We start from the raw sequence: 16993 nt of genomic DNA on the forward strand, positions 1-16993 counted from the left end.
CGCCTCCTATGATTTAAATTTCTTCTCAAGACATTCTTGTACGTAAGGCGGTACCATCTCAGAAACATCTCCATGATAAGATGCAATTTCCTTTACGATCGTGGAACTTACATAAGAATACTCAATGCTGGTTGTAAAAAACATGGTATCTAAGTCTTTATCCAATCTCGCATTTGTCTGTGCAATTTGAATCTCATACTCAAAATCAGTTACTGCGCGTAGTCCTCGGACTGATACACTGGCTCCCTGTTGTTTTGCAAAGTCTACCAACAATCCAGAAAATGACATAACCTCTACATTATCAAGATGACTTGTCACTTTTCGTATCATATCAACCTTCTCTTGTGTTGTAAACATTGGTTTCTTTGCACTGTTTACCAATACTGCGATGATCAGCTTGTCAAAAACCTTGGCTGAACGCTCTATAATATCAATATGTCCATAAGTCACCGGGTCAAAACTTCCCGGATAAACTGCAATACTCATCTTCTAATCCTCCACTATTTTCATCAAAAATGTATGTTTATTTGTCTTGTATTCTTTTACTCTTATAACCTTTAATTTCTCAAAATCTGGTATCTCTGTGTCAAGAGACGATTCCACGATAACTACCGTATCTTCTGTACAGATAGAGGATCGATCTATGATTGATAATACTTCTTCTTCAAATCCTTTCTTATATGGAGGATCCATAAAAATATGATCAAATGTTACATTCTTCGTCTCTAACTGCCTGATCGCTGAATTCACATCTGTTGCCAGAACCTGTGCTTTCTTATCAAGCTTTGTATATCTTAAATTCTCTCGAATGCATCTCAATGCAGGTTTTGCTTTCTCAACAAAATAAGCTTCCTTTGCTCCTCTGCTCAATGCCTCGATCCCGATTCCTCCACTTCCAGAGAAAAGATCCAGAAATGTACTTCCCGGGATATCATACTGAATCATATTAAATAACGTCTCTTTGATGCGATCCTGGGTTGGTCTTGTCTCCATTCCTTCGATCGTCTTTAATTTTAAACTCTTCGCACTTCCTGCTACGACTCTCATATCTATGTATATTCCTTGTCTTTTATTTGCTTTGCAAAGTTATTCCACTTTTGCTCACTATTTCTTTTATTTTATTATATCTACAGATTTTGTCAACCGACAAACCAATATTTCAGAAAGAGACAGTCAAAGTTTATACTTTCACTGCCTCTTTCTGAAATCTTATGATGTTTGAGGATTGCTTCATTGCTACGCAATTTCGCAATCCGGATACATCATCTTATCTAATTAGCGAGACATTTCTTCTTCCTGTCTGCGGATCATTTTACGAACCATCTCTCCTCCGACAGATCCTGCCTGAGCAGTTGTTAAGTGTCCGTTATATCCTTCTTTTAAATCCACACCGATCTCATTTGCAACTTCGAACTTAAATCTGTCTAAGGCTCCTCTCGCTTCTGGTACCTCGACTCTGTTTGTTCCTTTGCTTCTTGCTGAAGTTCGTTCTTCCATGTTGAAAGTCCTCCATTTCTTTTGTTTTGTTATCTGTTACGCTCATAGTATATGCAAGCGTACAAAAGATACACTGGGAGTTTTTACATGATGTTGCATTTTATGGATTGTTATTTTTTGACACTTACATCATTTTAATAACGAACATGAAATCTTTTCTCATTTTCTTCATATGGACGTTCTTCTTTCTCGATTTCATCCACTCGAATGAAACGATTTCCTGTCTGGATCAAATTTAAAAATTTCTCAATTTCAACTCTGGTTCCCTGAACTTCTGCTGTCACTGATCCATCAGACATATTTTTCACCCATCCTGTCAAATGACATCTTTCTGCATTCATCGCTACAAAAAAACGAAATCCTACTCCTTGGACTCTTCCTGTAAATCTTAAATAAAAACGTACCATACGATATACCTCCTATTATATATTCCTTGCAAGCCCGATCTGTTTTTCTAATCTGCTGTTCTTCAAATTCGAAAAATCAAATCCGCTTTCCTCCAGTTGTTTTACCGCATCAGCTGCCTGTTTCATAATATCTGCATTGGTATAGATATCTGCCAGAACAAAATCCATCATCCCGCTTTGTCTGACTCCGAAGAAATCACCCGGTCCTCGAAGTTTTAAGTCTTCATTTGCTATATAAAATCCATCATTTGATTTATTCAACACTTCAAGACGCTGCATCGTTTCTTTCTTCTTGGAACTCGTCATAAAAATGCAATAGGACTGATAGCCGCCACGTCCGACACGTCCTCTTAACTGATGAAGCTGTGCAAGTCCAAAACGTTCTGCATTCTCCACCATCATAACCGTTGCATTTGGCACATTCACCCCGACTTCAACAACCGTTGTTGATACTAAAACATCAATCTTGCCTTCTGAAAAATCATCCATGACTTTCTGCTTGTCCGCTGCCTTCATCTTTCCATGAAGGTAACTGATCCTTACCGATGGTGCAAATTGGCTTCTTAACATCTGCGCATACTGAATGACATTTTCTCCTTCCATCGTCTCTCTTTCTTCGACCATCGGACAGATAATATATACCTGTCTTCCCTGACTGACCTGTTTCTCAATGAAACGATATGCCGTCGGGCGGTAACTTGTGTTGACTACGCAGTTTTTGATCGGCAACCGCTCTGCCGGCAGTTCATCGATGATCGATACATCAAGATCACCATATAAAATGATCGCCAATGTTCTTGGAATTGGTGTCGCACTCATAACAAGTACATGTGGTTTCTCACCTTTTAGCGATAAACTTTCTCTTTGTCTTACTCCAAATCGATGTTGTTCATCCGTGATAACTAATGCTAACTTGTTATATTCCACCTTATCCTGAATGACCGCATGAGTTCCGATCACAATATCTACTTCTCCATCTTTGATCTTTTGATAGGTTTCTCTTTTTTCTTTTGCCTTTGTGGAACCTGTCAGCAATGCGATCTTTATATCATAAGATTCTAAAAGTTCTGTAAATGATTCATAATGCTGAGCTGCAAGCACTTCCGTTGGCGCCATCAAAACCCCTTGGTATCCTGCTTTGGCACACATTAATAATAAAATAACCGCAAGGATCGTCTTTCCAGATCCTACATCACCCTGTACCAGACGATTCATAACCTTACCAGACGCCATGTCTTTTGCCATCTCATTTAACGCTCTTTTCTGCGCTGTAGTCAATTCATATGGAAGATTCTTTACCAGTTCTTTCGCTTCCTTGCAGACCCCGATCTTGTATCCTTCTTCCTTGAGATCTTCTCCTGATGTGATCATATGCATCGCTGCGATAAAAATAAAAAATTCATCAAAGATCAACCTTTTCTTTGCTTTGATCAACTGCTCTTTTGATTCCGGAAAATGAATATTCCAGATTGCCTGATGATATTCCATTGGCTGATATTGATCTAAAATATTTTGCGGAAGATATTCTGGAATATGAAAGATATAGTCTTTTGTCTGTGCCACAGCCTTAGAAACAAGTTTATTGGTAAGTCCACTTGTTAATGGATATACTGGCTGCAATGTCTCCTGTTTAGCTTCATAATCTTCCTGTGTAAAGATCTCTGGATGTTCCATCGTGATCCGTCCATTTTTATAGATCGGAGTTCCCGTAAATATATAATCTCTTCCCTGATGTAATTGTTTCTTTAAATATGGCATATTGTACCAGACAAGCATGATCGTTCCTGTATGATCTTTCGCTGTGCATGTAACAATCTTCATTCTTTTTGCATACTGAATATGAACTTCCGAATTGATACGAACGAAAATAGATACTCTCTGGCCAATCTCGATCTCATTGACATCTTTGGGATCTTCATAGGTAAGATAATACTTTGGATACATCGTGATCAGACTGTCTACATCACGGATTCCAAGTCGTCCAAAAGCTGTCGCACTCTTTTCCCCAATTCCTTTTAATTCTATGATATTTGTTGTGCCATCCATCTTCTGTCTCCTTCAAAATTCTTTATCATATTCTCACGAAAAGCAAAGAAATCCCGCCATCAAGCGGGATTTCCCATCTTCTCTTATTCTACTGATAATAAGAAATAATAAATTGGCTGTCCGCCATATTCTAACTGTACATCACAGTCACCATATGTTTCTTCTACTTTCTCAAGTAATGCTTCTGCCTGTTCTTTGGTTGTGTCTTCTCCATAGTAAATACTGATCAGTTCGCTGTCTTCATCTACCATCTCTTCTAGTAATTCTAACGTGACTTTCTCGACATCCTGTCCGACTTTCTTGATCCCATCATCATCGATTCCCATGATATCATCGACCTTGATCGTAATACCATTGATGGATGTATCTCTGACTGCATAAGTAACTTCTCCAGTCTTCACGCATTCAATGATGTCTTTCATGTTGTCTTCATTCTCTTCGGCATCTGCTTCTGGATCAAATCCAATGATCGCTGAGATTCCCTGTGGAACTGTTGTTGTCGGAATGATCACTACATTCTTATCTTCCACTAAAGACTGTGCCTGTGTCGCTGCAAGAATGATATTCTTGTTATTTGGCAAAATAAATACAGTCTCTGCATTCACCTGCTCGATCGCATTCAACATATCTTCAGTACTAGGGTTCATGGTCTGCCCACCTTCGATCAGGTAATCTACACCTAACTCACGGAAAATATCATTCATTCCCTGGCCGATCGATACTGCCACAAATCCAAAGTCTTTTCTAGGTTCTTCTGGTTTGCTTTCTTCTGCCTGTGTGAGATTTAAACGTTCTCTGTGTTCTTCTCTCATATTATCAATCTTCATATTCGTAAGTTCTCCATATGTGAGACCTTTCTCGATCGCTTTTCCAGGATGGTTTGTATGAACATGTACTTTAATGATATCTTCATCTGCAACAACCACGATAGAATCTCCGATTCCCATTAAGAAATCTTTAAACTTCTGTTCTTCTTCCATGGAAATCTCTTCTTTCGTCATAACGATAAATTCTGTACAATAACCAAATTTGATATCTTTCTCTTCTAATGGTGCTTCACTTGCTGTTGCTGCTGGTTTAACTGCTGTCTTCTCAACACTGCTTAAATCAACTTCTTTACCCATTAAAGCATCAACAGCACCCTGTAGGAATTCCACAAGTCCCTGTCCACCTGAATCAACCACTCCTGCTTCTTTCAGAACTGGTAACATCTCTGGTGTCTTCTGAAGAATCTCGTTCGCTTCCTTGATCACTACCTGAGCAAATTCTTCAAAATCTTCTGTATTCCTTGCACAATATACTGCCTTCTCTGCTGTTACTTTCGCTACCGTAAGGATTGTTCCTTCCTTTGGTTTCATAACTGCTTTATAAGCTGTCTCTACTGCCTTCTTAAATCCTACTGCAACAGTTTCTGTTGTTAATACGTCCTGATCTTTGACACCTTTATAAAATCCCCTGAATAACTGGGATAGAATAACACCTGAGTTACCTCTGGCTCCTCTTAAAGAACCGCTTGATAATCCTCTTGTTACTTCTTTCACTGTCACTTCTGCTGCGTTCCCAACTTCTTTAGCAGCTGCAAGAGCTGTCATTGTCATATTCGTTCCTGTATCACCGTCTGGCACAGGGAATACATTCAGTTCATTAATATATTCTTTATTCGCCTCTAATCTCTTGGCTCCGCCAATCAACATCTTCTGCAGCAAAGCTGCATCTATCTGTTTCATCTTAATCTTTGCCTCCATTATCTATTATCCTATATCCTTTACGCCCTCTACGTAAATATTGATCCGTTCTACTTCAAGGCTTGTAAATTCTTCTACACGATACTTTACAGATTCCATAAGGTTACTTGCCACTGTAGAAATAGAAACTCCATAAGATACAATAATATGGAAGTCTATCGTGATCTTATTATTCTTTACAGAAACAAATACACCTTTTCTGATATTATCTCTTGTTAACAGCTTGGCGATCCCATCTTTCATATTCACCATTGCCATCCCTACGATACCAAAACATCCAAGAGCACAGATTCCGGCATATTTCGCAATTACCTGATTTTCAATGGAGATCTCTCCATTCTTTGTATTCACATGTCCTTTCATAAATTATACCTCCAAACGAGAATTCATATATTTCGATTATACATTATGAAACCACCTAAGTCTAGTGTTTCAAAAAATGATTTAAAATAAAAGCAAATTTATTCTTGATTTTTATAAATCAATCTGTTAGAATGAAATAGTTGTCGAGCCTGGAATGAAACAGGAATAGAGATTGGAATAAGGAGGTGCTAACATGGCAAAATGTGCTATTTGTGGCAAAGGTGCTCATTTTGGAAACGCAGTGAGCCATTCACATAGAAGATCAAATAAAATGTGGAAATCTAACATCAAATCTGTTAAAGTTAAAGTTAACGGAGCAGCTAAGAAAATGTACGTTTGTACTTCTTGCTTAAGATCTGGTAAGGTTGAACGTGCTTAGTCTTGATTGATCATATAAGAAACCACTAAGAGTTGGAATTTATTCCAACTCTTTTTTTTTCTTCAAGCGTTATTTAAAGAATAGACAGTAAGCTGTGATATCACATCCGATACAGATAACTATTTTCATCGGATCGTGAGTGATCCAGAATCCTGTAAATAAGCCCAATGAGAAAAAGAAAAAAGCGATGGCCCAGACTCGTTTCATATTTGAAGATCCTTTTTGTACATATGTATTCCAAAATTCTGGTTTGAATGACGGAAATTAATGGTGGAATATTATAAACATCTGTCTACCACTACAAAAATTGAAAACTAATAATGTTTAACATACACACCTTTCCGTTTGAAAATTCTTAATTTTATAAAAGAATGTCTTCAGGTATTCATAAAAACATAAAGAAAGATAGAGGTACGAAATGATAGAATTCCATAGAATTCGTTTTTCGTAGCTCTATCTTTCTTTATGTTTTTATGAATACTCAATACATTTCTGTTAGACAATCAAATTTTACTTTTCAAGATCATCCACAATATCTTCTAATGTCTCATTCTTCCCCGTAAACTTATCGATCACATCTGGTACCATATCCAGTAATTTCACGATTGTTTCCTGATTCTTAATATTCACAAGTTTTGTCTGTCCATCTTTAATGACAAGAACTGCACTTGGAGTCATCTTTCCTCCAATTCCACCACCGCTCTTGTCCTTCTTATCACCAGAGAAAGCTCCTGCTCCCATTCCGAAGGAGACGTCAACTAATGGTAAGATGATCGTATCTTTGATGTAGATTGGTTCTCCTACGACCGTTTTTGATGTTAAGAATCCTTCCATACCGTCAAATAGTGAACCCATGGTATCTTTTAAATTTTCTTTGCTCATTTTAACTGCCTCCTATCATTCTTATTGCTCGGTCTTTTTGTTTGATCAATTCATCTTTATCTTTATATACTTTCCATAACAAATATAAGATCTTGTATCTTCGGATCCTTCCTTTGATCTTTAGCTCTCCTTTCAAGATTCTCTTCTCAAAATCTGGTGTGATATTGATATGATCACCGTAGATTGGAATCAATGCAGCGGTCCAGCCTAAGACTTTTCCCGTGTAATATGGGTCTTCGAATCCAAATATAATCTTTGCATTTAGTTTCTGTGGAAGTAACAGCTTTACCCCATTCACTCCATATCTCTTGATCCGCTTCACTGCATCAATGATATCCTCATCTTCCAATAGATCTCCGATCATTTCCATCTTATTTGTGATCTTACGGATCTTTGTTATGAAATTCTTGCATCTATTATAACATTTTTTGAGAAAATTCACGATTCTTTTGCCAAAAAACTCTTTCTCTTTATCTGTTGTTTTGTCTATCTTAGATTCTGATATCTTATCTTCTGATCTTTCGTACATTTTTCTTGTTGTTGATGTCTTTGTTCTTTCTTCTTTTTCATCCCATGTGAGATTATATACATCTTCATCTTCAGAAGGATATGTACTTTTTTTCTTTTCTACTCGTTTCTTATTGTTTTTTTTATTTTTTTGTTTCTTTTTAGAGTCTGATCTTTTCTTATGTTTTTTCTTATCTTTCTTTTTATGCTCTCCAAATACAGACCAGTGTTCTTTCCTTGAATCATAAATCGGTATTCCAAAAATCCTGATTCCAAAATTCAGCTCTTCTTCATAGAATGCTTTTGCACGTAAAAATATAACTGCCCATGATACTTTTACCTGTGCTTTGGGACTCTTCCCATCAAAATCTCCTTCGATCTGATAACAGATCGGGAAGATCAAAAGGATCAACAATAACACGATCGGTATCAGGATCAGGATTCCTATGATCTTTAATATTAAAAATAGTATACTCATTTATCTTCCCCACAAAAATATGTTGTTACATCCTCAAGTTCTCCTTTATGATACAGATCATTGATCATGCGTCTTAACATAACAACTGCATCATCTCGTCCTGCTGCCATTCCTACGATCGTGATATCTTTTCCTTCGTGGATATCGGATAATAGTTCATTATATGGATATATTTCCAGAAATGCACTGTTCCAGAGCGGCAGTGTAATACAGTACAATCTTGAAATTGATTTCTTTTCTTGTATTTTACAAAATAGACGTTTCTTTTGTAATTTTAATATCTCTGATATGTATACACGTTCTGAAACTTTCACTCATTTTTCCTCCTGAAAATTCTCCCCATTCATTCCTGATAAAATTCCTGATAAAACAAAAAGGGATGTATTACTACATCCCCATTTTAACATATATTGTTGTCGATTACTCGCCAAATTCGCCGATTTTTACAACTTTCAGCATGTTTGTAACACCTTTTCCACGATGGTTAGCTGGTCCACCACCTGTTAAGACTAAGATATCATCTTTCTCAGCAAGTCCTGCATCTAATACGATATCTGTTGCTTCATCTAACAGATCTTTTGTTGTCTCAGCTTTGTGAGATTTGAAAGGACGTACTCCCCAATAGATCTGCATCTGACGTACGATCGCATCATCTGGTGACAGACCGATGATCTGTGCATCTGGTTTGAATTTAGATACGATTCTTGTTGTGAATCCTGACATACTTGATGCTAAGATACATTTTGCATTTACATTGTGTGCTGTCTGTACTGCAGAATAAGCAACTGCTGCTGAAATTCCACGATTGATATATTTAGATCTGTAATCTTTGATCTTTGTGCTTAAGTGAACTTCTGTTGAGATTGCGATCTGATTCATCATCTTAACAGCTTCTACTGGATATTTACCTTTTGCTGTTTCTCCAGATAACATGATCGCATCTGTTCCATCATAGATCGCATTTGCCACGTCTGTAGCCTCAGCTCTTGTTGGACGTGGGTTACGAATCATAGAATCTAACATCTGTGTAGCTGTAACAACTGGTTTGAATGCATCGTTACATTTTCTGATGATCTCTTTCTGTAAGAAAGGTACTTCTTCAGCAGGTACTTCAACACCAAGGTCACCACGAGCAACCATGATACCAGCAGATGCATCGATGATCGCATCAATGTTTTCAACACCTTCCATGTTCTCGATCTTAGAGATTACACCAACATGCATGTTATGTGCACCGATGATATCTTTGATCTCTTCTACAGCTTCTGCATTACGGATGAATGATGCTGCGATGAAGTCGATTCCATTCTCAAGACCGAATTCGATATCTGCTTTATCTTTTTCTGTGATAGATGGTAAGTTAACTCTTACGTTAGGTACGTTAACACCCTTACGGCTTCCTAAAAGTCCTCCGTTGATAACGTCACATACGATATCTGTTCCATCTTTGATCTCTTTAACTTTTAACCCAATTAATCCGTCATCGATCAGGATTGTGTTTCCAGCTTCTACATCCTGTGGAAGTTCCGCATATGTAATGCTGGTAATTTCATTATTTCCTTTGATGTCTCTTGTTGTCAGTGTATATTCCTGACCTGTTACTAATTCAACATCATCATCTGTTTCTAATAATCCTGTACGGATCTCTGGTCCTTTTGTATCAAGTAAAATAGCGATTGGTAAATTCAGTTCTTCTCTGAACTTCTTAATTCTCTTGATACGTCCTAACTGCTCTTCATGATCTCCATGAGAGAAGTTTAAACGGGCAATGTCCATTCCTGAACGCATCAGGTCTTTTAATACCTCATCGTCGTCTGTTGCAGGTCCCATTGTACAAATGATTTTTGTCTTCTTGGTTAGCATAATTTTTCTCCTTTGGTTTCAAAAATATATTTAAATAATAAACAACTCACCTTTTCACATGCTTATGGGTAAATAAATGATCTTGACAATATTCATAATTCCCATCGCATTTTGAACAATAACGAAATTCCAATTCTGGATCGTCAAGTTCTGTTCTGTGGCACACTGCACATTCGTGCATCGCACCATTCTTCTTCTTTGGCGTGATCGTCTTAGCTTTGTACGCTCTCGCCTTCTTCTTATGTATTGTTTTAGCCTTGAAGTTTGCTCCCATTCTTCGAATCTTCTTCATAGAGAAGAAAAATAGTAGAAAATTTAACAAAGCTGCAACTATAGATACTTTAACCGAAATTCCGGCAACTGTAAAGCCTGAACTTAAAAAAATGTAGATTAAATATAATCCATCTAAGTATCCAAGCCATTTTACCTTGATTGGAAGGATCATATACAAATATACTTCCATCTCTGGGAACATAGACGCATATGCTAAAAATAACGTCATGTTTAGATAAAAAGTATCCATGTTAACAAACGCTCCATAGCCTTCTCCATATGCGAATGTAAGAATCGCATAAGTTAAAAATGCCCCAACGATCGTTCCTAAAACTCCGATCAGATAATACATATTGAATCGGAATGTTCCCCATACCTGCTCTAATGAGCTTCCGATCGAGTAATAAAATAACAATACAAATATTACAAAGATCAAATTCGTCTCTGGTCCGATCAACAGGAATGTCACAATTCTCCAGACTTGTCCATGCAAGATCAGATACGGATTCAATTCCAGTAAACTATATAATCGTGGTGATATATTGGCGATCACAAAACCGACTGCATACAATAAAACAATGATCTTAGGGAGATTCGGTATCGCATATCTGCCAAACTTCTCTTCCAGTTTATTAAGCCACATAAAAAACCTTTCTTATCATCAAAAATTAAAACATATTTTTCTTTCCAAGGATATATCCTCCAAAGATCGTAAGGATCAAGGATACGATCACAAGGATCAAAAATCCATGTGCTGAATGTGCCAGTGGTACTGGAACATTCATTCCCCAGAAACTCGCGATCATCGTCGGAATCGACATAACGATCGTTATGATCGCAAGAACCTTCATTACAATATTCAGGTTGTTTGAGATAACAGATGCGTATGCATCCATCGTACCACTTAAGATATTGCTGTAGATGTCTGCCATCTCAATCGCCTGTTTATTCTCTATAATAACATCGTCCAGTAATTCCTCATCTTCTGGATACTGTTTGATCTTATCAATCTTTAACATCTTCTCAAGCACCAGTTCGTTTGATCTCAGGGATGTAGAGAAGTAAACCAAACTCTTCTCTAATTCCAGAAGCTCGATCAGTTCCTGGTTCTTTGTTGAAATATGAAGCTGCTTCTCAACAGAATCACTCTTCTTATCAATGATTCGCAGATACTGCAGATACAAGGATGCATTCCGATAAAGGATCTGCAAGATAAATCTTGTCCTTTTAAATGTCCAGAAATTTCGAACCCTTCCATTCTTAAAGTCTGCTAACACTGCTGTATCTTCCAGACAGACCGTAATGATCACTTTCTCTGTCAGGATGATACCACATGGAATCGTCAGGAAGTATTCTTTTTCCTTTCTCTCTTCTGTTGTCGGAACGTCTACGATAAATAAAGTATAACCTTCTTCCACTTCGATATGAGAACGTTCTTCTTCATCCAGTGGTGCTCTTAAGTCATCTATATCAATCTTATAGTCTGTTGCGATCTTCGCAAGTTCTGCAGCTGTGGGATGAATTAACGATATCCAGGTTCCTTCCATAGGTTCACTGATTTCATGAATCTGGTGATCCATCGTGCGATAATACTTGATCATTGTCCGCTCCTTTCTATGGAAGTACCTTGTCCATAAGTTCCCCACAAACAGGACTCTATGAATCCTGTTTTATCATCTGAAATATCTAAAATTCCAAACTTTTACCTATTCCATTATAAATAACTCATTTTGCTTTGTCAATTAACAGTACTGTACCAACTGGAAGTGTTAACTCCCTAATTTTTTTGTTACTTTTTGCTAAATTTTCCACTGTTGTTTTGTGCATCTTGGCTATATCAAGGATTGTTTCTCCTTTTTTTACAACATATGGAATGAAAGCTCCTTCGATCACGTTCGTAAATCCAGGCACACATAATTCATCTCCAATCTGTAAATTATATACATTTACAAAAGGATTTTGTCTCATGATATCTTTTACCCTGACACCATGTGCTTTCGCGATCTTATATAAACTATCCTTTTCCTTTACAACATACACTGTCCCTTTACACGAATTTGTCTGCATCATTCTTGGCATTCCTTCGCTTTTTTTATAGAATATGCAGCAGCATTCCCTTGTTTCCATTATTTTCTCCGATTTTTTTAGATAATATTCCTATTTGCAATTATTTTGAAAATGATTATAATAGATATAATGTCCATGTATATTGGACAGATATGTTTTTTTAACATTATTTTAACGCTTGAAATTATAGTACTTTTATAGAAAGCAGGTATACGAGAAGATGAAACGATTAGGAATTGATATTGGCTCAACGACAGTCAAGGTCGCTGTCATCGACGAACAACATAATATACTTTTCTCTGATTATCAGAGACATTTTGCCAAGATTCAGGAAACTTTATCTTCCTTATTAAAAAAGGCAAAAGACCAGATTGGGGAAATGACATTTGCTCCAACCGTTACCGGTTCCGGAGGACTTTCCATTTCTTCTTACTTAGATATTCCATTCTGTCAGGAAGTTGTCTGTGTATCAAGTGCACTTCAGGATTATGCACCTCAGACAGATGTTGCCATTGAGCTTGGTGGTGAAGATGCTAAGATCATTTATTTCACAAATGGGATCGATCAACGTATGAATGGTGTCTGTGCCGGTGGTACCGGATCATTTATCGATCAGATGGCCTCTTTATTACAAACAGATGCTGGCGGATTAAATGAATATGCGAAAGATTATGATACGATCTATCCGATCGCAGCCCGCTGCGGTGTATTCGCCAAAACAGATATCCAGCCCCTGATCAACGAAGGTGCTACAAAACCAAACCTTGCTGCCTCTATTTTCCAGGCAGTCGTAAACCAGACGATCAGTGGTCTTGCATGTGGTAAACCGATCCGTGGAAATGTTGCTTTCCTCGGAGGACCTCTTCATTTCCTTACAGAATTAAAAGAAGCATTTATCCGTACATTAAACCTAAAAGATGATGAGATCATCGCTCCTACACACTCTCATTTATTTGCAGCTGTCGGTGCTGCTCTGAATGCTAAAGAGGAAGTTACAACTGATTTTGAACATCTTTTAAAACAGTTTGAGAAGAAGATTGAACTTCAGCAGGAAGTTGACCGTTTAGAGCCTTTATTTAAGAGTGAACAAGAATATAAAAATTTCGTAAAAGATCATAACCGTCATGTTGTGAAACGTGGAGATCTTGCTACATATAAAGGAAATTGTTACTTAGGGATCGATGCCGGTTCCACTACAACAAAAGTTGCTTTAGCTGGTGAGGATGGAGAACTTCTTTACAGCTACTACAATAACAATAACGGAAGTCCTCTTCACGCCGTTGTTGAAGCGCTTCATGAGATTGACGCACAGATGCCAAAGACAGCTAATATCGTATCTTCCTGTTCCACAGGATACGGAGAACATCTTGTAAAAGCTGCCTTAAATCTTGACTTTGGAGAAGTTGAGACGATCGCACATTACTATGCAGCTGCATTCTTTGATCCTGATGTGGACTGTATCCTTGATATCGGTGGTCAGGATATGAAATGTATCCGTATCAAAAATGGAGTTGTTGATGATGTACAGTTAAACGAAGCATGTTCTTCTGGATGCGGTTCATTTATTGAAACTTTCGCGAAATCCTTAAATCATTCTGTACAGGAATTTGCCAAAGTTGCTTTAACAGCACAGAATCCGATCGATCTTGGTTCACGTTGTACGGTATTTATGAATTCTAAAGTAAAACAGGCACAGAAGGAAGGTGCAACTGTCGGAGATATCTCTGCTGGTCTTGCTTATTCTGTGATCAAGAATGCTTTATATAAAGTTATTAAGTTAACAGACCCATCTGACCTTGGAAAACATATCGTTGTACAGGGTGGTACATTTTATAATGATGCGGTTCTTCGAAGCTTTGAACGTATCTCCGGATGTCATGCTGTAAGACCTGATATCGCAGGTATCATGGGTGCCTTTGGTTCCGCACTGATTGCGAGAGAACGTTACGAAGATGGTATGGAAACTTCTATGCTTCCATTAGAAGAAATCTTTGCGATGAGTGTTGATACTTCCATGACACGATGCAAAGGCTGCACAAATCACTGCCTGTTAACGATCAATAAGTTCTCTAACGGACGCCGTTATATCACTGGTAACCGTTGTGAACGTGGTATTGGGAAAGAACCGAATGCTGAAAATATTCCAAACCTTTACGATTACAAACTTCATCGTACCTTTGACTACGAACCTTTATCTGATGAGAAAGCCACTCGTGGAGTCATTGGTATCCCTAGAGTTTTAAATATTTATGAGAACTATCCATTCTGGTATACATTCTTTACGGATCTTGGATTTAAAGTTGTGGTATCTCCTGAATCTTCTCGTAAGATTTATGAGTTAGGTATCGAATCTATTCCAAGTGAATCTGAATGTTACCCTGCAAAATTAGCCCATGGTCATGTGATGTGGCTGATCAAACAGGGAATCAAGGATATCTTCTACCCTTGTATTCCTTATGAACGTGACGAGATGGAAGGTACAAACAACCATTATAACTGCCCGATCGTTACTTCCTATGCAGAAAATATCAAAAATAACATGGAAGAACTTGCAACAGAGCATATCAACTTTATGAATCCATTCTTAGCACTGGATAATGAAGAAGCTTTAAAATCCCGTTTATTTGAGGAATTAGAAGCTCAGTATCATTTGGCTGCTGACGAAATAAATCACGCTGTTGATAAAGCTTATGCAGAACTTTCACAGGTTCGTACAGATATCCAGAATAAGGGTGAGGAAGTCCTTGCTTACCTTGCTGAAACTGGAAGAACTGGTATCGTTCTATGTGGTCGTCCATATCATATCGATCCTGAGATCAACCATGGTATTCCAGAATTGATCAACTCTTATGGAATTGCTGTTTTAACTGAGGATTCTATTTCTCATTTATCAAAGGTTGAACGTCCATTAAACGTACAGGATCAGTGGATGTATCATTCCAGACTCTATGCTGCAGCAAACTATGCAAAAGCAAATAAACAGTTAGAAGTCATTCAGTTAAACTCTTTCGGTTGCGGACTGGATGCTGTTACAACTGATACAGTGAAAGATATCTTAACAAAATCCGGACGTATCTACACAGTATTAAAGATTGATGAGGTTAATAACCTTGGAGCGGCAAGAATCCGTATCCGCTCACTGATCAGTGCTGTCCGTGTCCGTAAAAAACATAAGATCGAACCAAAACCTGTATCTCCAGCGATCAAACGTGTAGAATTTACAAAAGAGATGCGTAAGAACTATACACTGTTAGTTCCTCAGATGTCTCCGATCCATTTTGAATTCTTAGAGCCTGCTCTGCAGTCTTGTGGATATAACGTTGAAGTTTTAAATCAGGGTGGTATGGAAGATGTTAACACAGGTCTTAAGTATGTAAATAATGATGCCTGCTATCCATCTCTGATCGTTATCGGACAGTTAATGAACGCATTGCTTTCTGGTAAATATGATCCTCATAAGATCGCACTTGTCATCTCCCAGACAGGTGGTGGATGCCGTGCAACAAACTATATCAGTTTTATCCGCCGTGCACTTGAAAAAGCTGGTTACGGTTATGTTCCTGTTGTTGGTTTAAGTGCCCAGGGAATCGAGAAAAACAGTGGATTTAGCTTTACACCTGGTTTATTAAACAAAGCAGTTCAGGCGATCGTTTATGGTGATGTCTTTATGAGAACGGTTTATCATACACGTCCTTATGAAGTAAAACCTGGTTCTGTCAACAAATTACACAGACAATGGGCTGCTAAATGTAAACGTGATATTGCCAAAGGTAACTTCTATACATTCCAGAAGAATATCCGTGGAATCATTCGTGACTTCGACCGCATTCCATTAAAGGATATCAAGAAACCTCGTGTCGGAATCGTTGGAGAGATCCTTGTAAAATTCCTTCCAGATGCAAACAATCACTTAGTAGAACTTCTGGAACGTGAAGGTGCGGAAGCTGTTGTACCTGATCTGTTAGACTTCTTCATGTACAGCTTCTACAACAGTAACTTCAAATACCGTTATCTTGGTAAATCCAAGAAATCTGCGATCGTCAGCAACTCCGCAATCTGGGTTGTAGAGCGTTATCGTCAGACTCTTCGCAAAGAGCTAGCCAAGAGTAACCGTTTTGAGCCGCCTGCATATATCAAAGACCTTGCAGAATATGCAAAACCATTCGTATCAATCGGTAACCAGACTGGTGAGGGTTGGTTCTTAACAGGTGAGATGGTTGAACTGATTCACAGCGGTGCTCCAAATATCGTATGTACACAGCCATTTGCATGCTTACCGAACCATGTCGTTGGTAAGGGTGTTATCAAAGAAATCCGTCAGGCCTTCCCTGATGCGAACATCGTGGCGATCGACTATGATCCAGGAGCTAGTGAGGTTAACCAGATCAACCGTATTAAGCTGATGCTTTCTGCGGCTGAGAAGAATATGAATAAATAGTTATTTTTCTATTGTTTAGAATCAAATGCTAATAAAAAGAAGCCATGT

Annotated in this window: 16 protein-coding genes; 2 read left to right on the top strand and 14 right to left on the bottom strand. The window is 37.9% G+C overall.

All coding sequences use genetic code 11. The features are described from left to right. Positions 1–6 precede the first annotated feature (6 nt). From coaD to QUE18_RS09950, 7 genes are all read right to left on the bottom strand, one after another. Positions 7–486, bottom strand: a complete 480-nt coding sequence (coaD, locus tag QUE18_RS09920; protein WP_008391617.1) for a pantetheine-phosphate adenylyltransferase — start codon at positions 484–486, stop codon at positions 7–9. 3 nt (positions 487–489) lie between these two features. Further along, positions 490–1047, bottom strand: a complete 558-nt coding sequence (gene rsmD, locus QUE18_RS09925) for a 16S rRNA (guanine(966)-N(2))-methyltransferase RsmD (RefSeq protein ID WP_009203017.1) — start codon at positions 1045–1047, stop codon at positions 490–492. 228 nt (positions 1048–1275) lie between these two features. After that, the gene (locus QUE18_RS09930; RefSeq protein ID WP_008391621.1) at positions 1276–1497 is read right to left on the bottom strand and encodes an alpha/beta-type small acid-soluble spore protein; all 222 of its coding nucleotides are present in this window, start codon (positions 1495–1497) and stop codon (positions 1276–1278) included. A gap of 134 nt (positions 1498–1631) precedes the next feature. Beyond that, positions 1632–1904 (bottom strand): acylphosphatase, encoded by a 273-nt coding sequence (locus QUE18_RS09935; RefSeq protein ID WP_008391623.1) that lies wholly within the window; start codon positions 1902–1904, stop codon positions 1632–1634. Between the two features lie 15 nt (positions 1905–1919). Then, positions 1920–3950, bottom strand: a complete 2031-nt coding sequence (recG, locus tag QUE18_RS09940; RefSeq protein ID WP_009203018.1) for an ATP-dependent DNA helicase RecG — start codon at positions 3948–3950, stop codon at positions 1920–1922. Positions 3951–4033: 83 nt separating this feature from the next. Beyond that, entirely contained in the window at positions 4034–5695 is a 1662-nt protein-coding gene (locus QUE18_RS09945) for a DAK2 domain-containing protein (RefSeq protein ID WP_009203019.1), read from the bottom strand. A gap of 6 nt (positions 5696–5701) precedes the next feature. Further along, the gene (locus tag QUE18_RS09950; RefSeq protein WP_008391628.1) at positions 5702–6058 is read right to left on the bottom strand and encodes an Asp23/Gls24 family envelope stress response protein; all 357 of its coding nucleotides are present in this window, start codon (positions 6056–6058) and stop codon (positions 5702–5704) included. A 193-nt stretch (positions 6059–6251) separates the two neighbouring features. On the opposite strand from QUE18_RS09950, the gene rpmB reads away from it, so the two are divergent. Further along, positions 6252–6437, top strand: coding sequence for a 50S ribosomal protein L28 (rpmB, locus tag QUE18_RS09955; RefSeq protein WP_008391631.1), 186 nt, complete (start codon positions 6252–6254; stop codon positions 6435–6437). A gap of 510 nt (positions 6438–6947) precedes the next feature. Here rpmB and QUE18_RS09960 read toward each other — a convergent pair. The 7 genes from QUE18_RS09960 to QUE18_RS09990 all read right to left on the bottom strand — a co-directional run bounded on the left by QUE18_RS09960 (position 6948) and on the right by QUE18_RS09990 (position 12567). Further along, a complete protein-coding gene (locus tag QUE18_RS09960) occupies positions 6948–7319 on the bottom strand; it encodes a GerW family sporulation protein (protein WP_008391634.1) in 372 nt (123 codons plus the stop codon). Between the two features lies 1 nt (position 7320). Continuing rightward, a complete protein-coding gene (locus QUE18_RS09965) occupies positions 7321–8304 on the bottom strand; it encodes a DUF2953 domain-containing protein (protein ID WP_009203020.1) in 984 nt (327 codons plus the stop codon). After that, on the bottom strand, positions 8301–8618 hold the full coding sequence (locus QUE18_RS09970; protein ID WP_008391638.1) for a hypothetical protein: 318 nt from the start codon (positions 8616–8618) through the stop codon (positions 8301–8303). The genes QUE18_RS09965 and QUE18_RS09970 overlap by 4 nt, the downstream gene beginning before the upstream one ends. A 106-nt stretch (positions 8619–8724) precedes the next feature. Continuing rightward, positions 8725–10167, bottom strand: coding sequence for a pyruvate kinase (pyk, locus tag QUE18_RS09975; protein ID WP_009203021.1), 1443 nt, complete (start codon positions 10165–10167; stop codon positions 8725–8727). A 46-nt stretch (positions 10168–10213) separates the two neighbouring features. Then, complete coding sequence (locus tag QUE18_RS09980; RefSeq protein WP_009203022.1) at positions 10214–11083, bottom strand: rhomboid family intramembrane serine protease; 870 nt, start codon at positions 11081–11083, stop codon at positions 10214–10216. Positions 11084–11108: 25 nt separating this feature from the next. Continuing rightward, the gene (locus QUE18_RS09985) at positions 11109–12041 is read right to left on the bottom strand and encodes a magnesium transporter CorA family protein (RefSeq protein WP_009265146.1); all 933 of its coding nucleotides are present in this window, start codon (positions 12039–12041) and stop codon (positions 11109–11111) included. A 124-nt stretch (positions 12042–12165) separates the two neighbouring features. Further along, complete coding sequence (locus tag QUE18_RS09990) at positions 12166–12567, bottom strand: LysM peptidoglycan-binding domain-containing protein (protein ID WP_015530337.1); 402 nt, start codon at positions 12565–12567, stop codon at positions 12166–12168. Between the two features lie 160 nt (positions 12568–12727). Between QUE18_RS09990 and QUE18_RS09995 the strand changes: the two genes are divergently transcribed. Next, a complete protein-coding gene (locus tag QUE18_RS09995; protein ID WP_009203023.1) occupies positions 12728–16945 on the top strand; it encodes a 2-hydroxyacyl-CoA dehydratase in 4218 nt (1405 codons plus the stop codon). Positions 16946–16993 lie beyond the last annotated feature (48 nt).

It is taken from the genome of Anaerostipes hadrus ATCC 29173 = JCM 17467, from assembly GCF_030296915.1.
Taxonomy (GTDB): domain Bacteria; phylum Bacillota; class Clostridia; order Lachnospirales; family Lachnospiraceae; genus Anaerostipes; species Anaerostipes hadrus.

Excerpts from the sequence above, each read along its gene's own strand:
- QUE18_RS09945 (WP_009203019.1), bottom strand. The coding sequence starts at position 5,695 with ATGGAGGCAAAGATTAAGATGAAACAGATAGATGCAGCTTTGCTGCAG.
- QUE18_RS09985 (WP_009265146.1), bottom strand. The coding sequence starts at position 12,041 with ATGATCAAGTATTATCGCACGATGGATCACCAGATTCATGAAATCAGT.
- rpmB (WP_008391631.1), top strand. The coding sequence starts at position 6,252 with ATGGCAAAATGTGCTATTTGTGGCAAAGGTGCTCATTTTGGAAACGCA.
- QUE18_RS09990 (WP_015530337.1), bottom strand. The coding sequence starts at position 12,567 with ATGGAAACAAGGGAATGCTGCTGCATATTCTATAAAAAAAGCGAAGGA.
- recG (WP_009203018.1), bottom strand. The coding sequence starts at position 3,950 with ATGGATGGCACAACAAATATCATAGAATTAAAAGGAATTGGGGAAAAG.
- pyk (WP_009203021.1), bottom strand. The coding sequence starts at position 10,167 with ATGCTAACCAAGAAGACAAAAATCATTTGTACAATGGGACCTGCAACA.
- QUE18_RS09960 (WP_008391634.1), bottom strand. The coding sequence starts at position 7,319 with ATGAGCAAAGAAAATTTAAAAGATACCATGGGTTCACTATTTGACGGT.
- QUE18_RS09980 (WP_009203022.1), bottom strand. The coding sequence starts at position 11,083 with ATGTGGCTTAATAAACTGGAAGAGAAGTTTGGCAGATATGCGATACCG.
- QUE18_RS09935 (WP_008391623.1), bottom strand. The coding sequence starts at position 1,904 with ATGGTACGTTTTTATTTAAGATTTACAGGAAGAGTCCAAGGAGTAGGA.
- rsmD (WP_009203017.1), bottom strand. The coding sequence starts at position 1,047 with ATGAGAGTCGTAGCAGGAAGTGCGAAGAGTTTAAAATTAAAGACGATC.
- QUE18_RS09930 (WP_008391621.1), bottom strand. The coding sequence starts at position 1,497 with ATGGAAGAACGAACTTCAGCAAGAAGCAAAGGAACAAACAGAGTCGAG.
- QUE18_RS09965 (WP_009203020.1), bottom strand. The coding sequence starts at position 8,304 with ATGAGTATACTATTTTTAATATTAAAGATCATAGGAATCCTGATCCTG.
- coaD (WP_008391617.1), bottom strand. The coding sequence starts at position 486 with ATGAGTATTGCAGTTTATCCGGGAAGTTTTGACCCGGTGACTTATGGA.
- QUE18_RS09950 (WP_008391628.1), bottom strand. The coding sequence starts at position 6,058 with ATGAAAGGACATGTGAATACAAAGAATGGAGAGATCTCCATTGAAAAT.
- QUE18_RS09995 (WP_009203023.1), top strand. The coding sequence starts at position 12,728 with ATGAAACGATTAGGAATTGATATTGGCTCAACGACAGTCAAGGTCGCT.